The following is a 4618-nucleotide window of genomic DNA, read 5'->3' as shown; positions in this document are numbered from 1 at the left end:
GCCGGCGTGCCGCCAGAGCGCGGCCGGCGGCGTCGTCGGGAGGACGTCCGGCACGGTCGGCGGGGCGTCCGCGGGACGGCGGCGGGTCTGCGCCCACCAGACGAGGGCGGCGAGCGCGGTGACCACCGCCCAGCAGCCCACCGCCCACCGCCAGCTGCCGGTCGCGGCGGCCAGCGGTGCGCTGAGCCCCGAGGCGACGGCGGCACAGCCGGTCATCACCGCCGTGTAGCCGCCGGTGGCCAGCGAGATCCGGTGTGCCCGGTCGCGCTTGACGATCGCGGGCAGCAGCACGTTGCCGACGGCGACGGCTGCGCCGATGCCGGCGGTACCGATCCACAGCCACCACACCCCGGGGGCCGAGCGCAGCACGGTCGCCAGCACCAGGGCGACCGCCGCCCACAGCACGGTGCGCTCCGCCCCGGCACGGCCCGACACCCGGTGGACGAGTGGCGAGACGACGGCGAAGCCGACCAGCGGCAGCGCCCCGAGCAGACCCAGCGCGAGCTCGTCCAGCCGGTAGTCCGCCCCGATCTGGTCCAGCACCGGGCCGACCGCGGTGATCGCCGAGCGCAGACCGGCCGCGACCAGCAGCACCGCCGCCAGCGAGACCACCCGGCCGGGAGCGGCGCCGGGCGCGGGGCCGACGGCATCGACCGCCGCCGGCACGGGTCCGGACCGCGTCATGGGCGGGTCCTCCTCTCGGACCGGCGGGGCCCCGGAGGCGCCACCGGTGGCTGGGACGAGCGGTCGGGACCCTACCCGAGGAGCCCGCCCCGGCCGGGTCACGTGCGCCGGAGCCCGACGGTGGCTAGCCTCTGCCTCGGTACCCGACCGAGAGAACGCGAGCATGACGAGCCCACTCGACTCGATCCCGCGCATCAGACGGCGACGCCCGGCCAGGAGGACGGCCACGTCGCTCCCGTCGGTGTCGGTCATCATCCCGGCCTACGACGAGGAGGCCGTGATCGCCCGGTGCGTCCTCGCCGCGGTGCGGCAGACGGTGCCGGCCCACGAGGTGATCGTCGTCGACAACCGCTCCACCGACGCCACCGCCGAGATCGTCACCCGGCTCGCCGCCGCCTACCCCGCCGCCGGCATCCGGCTGGTCCGCCAGGACGCCGCCCAGGGCCTCATCCCGACCCGCAACGCCGGTTTCGCCGCGGCGACCGGTGAGGTGCTGGGACGCATCGACGCCGACACCGTGCTGACCCCGGACTGGGTGCAGCGGGTGGCCGAGGCGATGACCGACCCGGGCGTCGCCGCCGTCACCGGCCCGGTGCGCTACTACGACGTCTCGCTCCTCGGCGTGCACCGCTTCTCCGACGACCTGGTGCGCCGGACGCTGCACGGGCTCGGCCCGCAGTACCCCTTCCTCTACGGCAGCAACATGGCGCTGCGGGCCACCGCCTGGGCGACCATCGAGCCCCATGTCTGCCTCGACCCCGACGACCTCATGCACGAGGACATCGACCTCGCGGTGCACCTCTACCAGGCCGGGTTGCGGGTGGCCTACGCCCCGGCGATGCGGGCCGGCGTCTCGGCCCGGCGGCTGGACTCGGGGCGGCGCAGCTACCTGGAGTACACCCGCCGGTTCGAACGCACCTACGAGCACCACCGGGTCAGCCACTGGCACCTGAAGGTCCCCCAGATCGTCTTCCGCGGGGTGTACTGGCCCGGACGGATCGGGCGCACCCTGTACACCGCGAACGGCGAGCCCGGCCGGTACCGCGCCGCGGCCTGAGCGTCAGGCCCGGACCATCCCCGGGTCGGCCTCGATCACCTCGAGCAGCACCTCCAGCAGCCGTCGCGCCGCGGGGTTGCGCTCGGCGTCCTGACGGACCGAGACGACGTCTCGGCGGCGCGGGGTGGGCGCGACCACCCGCATCACCCGGACGTCCGGGCCGAGCCCCTTGACGGTGAGGTAGGGCCCGATGAACACCCCGAGCCCGACCGCGGCGAAGGCGATCGCACTGCTGTGCGAGGACGTCCGCACCACGGTCCGCGGGGTCCGCCCGACCGCCCGCCAGGCGTCGCGCATGATCCGCGCGCAGGCGGTGTCGCCGAGGTCCTCCTGCACCCACGGGTGCTCGACGACGTCGGCCAGCGACACCTCGTCGAGTCCGGCCAGCGGGTGGTCGGGGCAGACCACCGCGTAGTAGTCCTCCTCGGCCAGCACCATCCGCCGGCGGCCCTTCGGCACCGGCTGGTGGTCCTCCAGACCCTCGGTGTGCAGGCACAGGTCGGAGCTGCCGGCGTCCTCGGCGGTGAGGTTGTCCGAGAGGTCGACCCGCACCGAGACGTCCGGGAGCTCCTCGCGGAGCCGGGCGACCACCGTCGGCAGCAGCGCCTCCCCCATCGAGGGGAAGCAGCGGATCTTCAGCGCCGCGGTCCGGCCGGCCTTGAGATCGTCGACCACCCCGTCGAGGTGGGCGAGGTGGCTCATCATCGCGTCGCTCTCGCTGGCCAGCAGCTCACCGGCCGGGGTGGGCACCAGCCCGCGCCCGTTCTTCTCGAACAGGGTCAGCCCGGTCTCGCGCTGCAGGGCGGTGATCTGCTGGCTGATCGCCGACGGCGTGTAGCCCAGCCGGGTGGCGGCCGCGGCGACGGAGCCGGTGGCGATGACGGCCCGGAAGGCGCGCAGACGCTGGAGGTCGAGCATGGGATGACGCTACAGCAGAACTGAACGGTCGTGAAGAACTATTCGCTGGCGCTACCGGTTCAGTCGCGCCAGGCTTGAGTCATGAACAACACGCCGAACACCCGTTACGGATCCCTGGGCCCCGGTGTCGCCGACCGGGACGCCGAGCGTCTGGCCCACGAGCTCTTCATCGCACGCCAGCAGGTCTTCCCCGAGCGTCCGCAGGACGTCGTGGCCGCTGCCGCCCGCACGCTGCACCGGATCCGGGTGGCCCTGCTGCGGCCGCGCCCCTCCCGTCCCCGCGCCCTCTGAGCAGCCGAATCCCGCACCTTCACACACCTTCGGCGGCCCGCACACCCGCTGCAGCGAGTGTGCGGGCCGTCGAAGGTGTGTGAAGTGGGTGCGGGGCCGGGCCGACGGGCCGGGGTCAGGGGACCAGGCGGTAACCGACGCCCGGCTCGGTGAGCAGGTGCCGCGGAGAGGCCGGGTCGGGTTCGAGCTTGCGTCGCAGCTGGGCGATGTAGACCCGCAGGTAGTGGGTCTCGCGATCGAGGTAGGGCCCGCGCAGCTCCTGCAGCAGCAGGGCGGCGAGCAGGTAGCCCGCGAGGGCCACCGCCACTCCCGGGGCGACCAGGTCGACGGGCCTCACAGCTTCTGCACCCCCGCCAGCAGACCGAGCAGCAGGCCGAAGCCCACCAGGGTCAGGAGCACCAGCAACAGGTCCGGCACGTGTCCGCATCTCCTCGTGACGCACCCCGCCCGCCGAGGCCGGCGCGCTGCCGCGATCGCGCAACCACAGCGCGCTGAGCCGGTGGAAGCGGCGCCTTCAGCGGAGCGACGGGATAGGGGCACTCACCGCACCGCGCGGGACCGCGCAACCACAACGCGCTGAGCTTGTCGAAGCGCGGGCCGACCCTGCCCGATCGCCCTTCGACAGGCTCAGGGCGTTGGGGTCGACAGGCTCAGGGCGTTGGGGTCGACAGGCTCAGGGCGTTGGGGTCGACAGGCTCAGGGCGTTGGGGTCGCAGCGCCGCGTCCAGCAGAGCGAGGGGCGGCAGGGGCGCTCATCGCACCTCTCAGGATGACGCGCCCACAACGCGCTCAGCGGGGGATGTCGGGGAGGCGGATGGTGGAGATGAGCCAGGTGACGCCCATCCCGACGCCGACGAGCAGGACCGTGGCCAGCACGTCCTCGGGGGCGGCGATGACGAGGCGGTCGTAGGGTTCGGTCCAGCCGAGGTCGTAGGCCACGCCGGCGACCACCGCGCTCAGGTGACCGGGCCAGCGGCCGCCGACCCAGGCCACCACCGCGACGGCCAGCACGAGCAGGATCGCTGCGAGCGGAGCCGATGCCGGCCGCCCGACCAGGAACGCCGCCAGCCCCGCCACGGCGGGCACGACCAGCGCCGCGGTCCAGGACAGCACCACCCTCCAGTCCGCGGCGCCGGGCAGCGGCGACGGCGGGACGGGGTCGGGGACGGTGGTCGGGATCATCGGGGCTCCTCGGAGGGTCGGTCGTGGTCACGGTAGGCAGGTCCGGCCGGCAGGCGGGCCGGTCCTGACCAGATCCGGACGCGCGGGCGTCCGCCGCTGTGGTCCGGTCCCTCCAGCCTCGGCGCACGGACCGAGCGCTCGCGGTGCGCCACCTCACCGGTTCGCATGACCCGACCCCGGTCCGACGCTGACACCCGTCACCCCACCCCCAGACCACTTCAGTTCGCGATCCGGCACCGACACCGGTGCCGGATCGCAAACTCAGAGCTGGGCGACGGCGAGGAGCGCCGGTCAGCGGTCGCGGGACGCCGAGGCGGGCCAGAGCACCAGGCCGGCGAGGGCGACCAGCAGCACGACGACCACCGCCACCAGCGTCAGCGCGGCCGGCAGCACCACGAACCCCGCCGCCCACGCCAGCAGCGCCCCCACCAGCACGGCCGCCACCGCGAGCACGGCGGGGACGCCGAGCCGTCGCCAGACCCCCGG

At 74.4% G+C, this 4618-nt stretch carries 7 protein-coding genes; 2 read left to right on the top strand and 5 right to left on the bottom strand.

Features of this window, described 5'->3' with window-relative positions; genetic code table 11:
- Window positions 1-684 (bottom strand): MFS transporter (locus DVA66_RS17320; protein WP_114561181.1); only part of this gene is annotated, 684 nt, incomplete at its 3' end.
- Between the two features lie 241 nt (window positions 685-925).
- Between DVA66_RS17320 and DVA66_RS17315 the strand changes: the two genes are divergently transcribed.
- Entirely contained in the window at window positions 926-1741 is an 816-nt protein-coding gene (locus DVA66_RS17315) for a glycosyltransferase (protein ID WP_198671896.1), read from the top strand.
- A gap of 3 nt (window positions 1742-1744) precedes the next feature.
- On the opposite strand, the gene DVA66_RS17310 is transcribed toward DVA66_RS17315, so the two are convergent.
- Window positions 1745-2659 carry a LysR family transcriptional regulator gene (locus DVA66_RS17310; protein WP_114561179.1) on the bottom strand — a complete coding sequence of 305 codons (915 nt, stop codon included), beginning with the start codon at window positions 2657-2659 and terminating at the stop codon, window positions 1745-1747.
- Window positions 2660-2740: 81 nt separating this feature from the next.
- Here DVA66_RS17310 and DVA66_RS17305 point away from each other — a divergent pair, with 81 nt between their 5' ends.
- Complete coding sequence (locus tag DVA66_RS17305; protein ID WP_114561178.1) at window positions 2741-2950, top strand: hypothetical protein; 210 nt, start codon at window positions 2741-2743, stop codon at window positions 2948-2950.
- Between the two features lie 115 nt (window positions 2951-3065).
- Here the strand turns inward: DVA66_RS17305 and DVA66_RS21745 are convergent, their stop codons facing one another.
- The 3 genes from DVA66_RS21745 to DVA66_RS17290 form a co-directional block, all read right to left on the bottom strand.
- Window positions 3066-3287, bottom strand: a complete 222-nt coding sequence (locus DVA66_RS21745) for a winged helix-turn-helix domain-containing protein (RefSeq protein ID WP_332872883.1) — start codon at window positions 3285-3287, stop codon at window positions 3066-3068.
- A 452-nt stretch (window positions 3288-3739) separates the two neighbouring features.
- Entirely contained in the window at window positions 3740-4132 is a 393-nt protein-coding gene (locus DVA66_RS17295) for a DUF4118 domain-containing protein (RefSeq protein WP_114561176.1), read from the bottom strand.
- Between the two features lie 291 nt (window positions 4133-4423).
- Window positions 4424-4618: hypothetical protein (locus DVA66_RS17290; protein WP_157974085.1), on the bottom strand; the 195-nt coding region annotated here is incomplete at its 5' end.

This window comes from Desertihabitans aurantiacus (assembly GCF_003344635.1).
Classification (GTDB): Bacteria; Actinomycetota; Actinomycetes; order Propionibacteriales; family Propionibacteriaceae; genus Desertihabitans; species Desertihabitans aurantiacus.
Note: the sequence above shows the minus strand (reverse complement) of the source record. Positions and strands in the feature narration are given on the sequence as shown.

Bases quoted from the DNA above. Each gene is read 5' to 3' on its own strand.
- DVA66_RS17305 (WP_114561178.1), top strand. From the start codon at position 2,741: ATGAACAACACGCCGAACACCCGTTACGGATCCCTGGGCCCCGGTGTC.
- DVA66_RS17310 (WP_114561179.1), bottom strand. From the start codon at position 2,659: ATGCTCGACCTCCAGCGTCTGCGCGCCTTCCGGGCCGTCATCGCCACC.
- DVA66_RS17295 (WP_114561176.1), bottom strand. From the start codon at position 4,132: ATGATCCCGACCACCGTCCCCGACCCCGTCCCGCCGTCGCCGCTGCCC.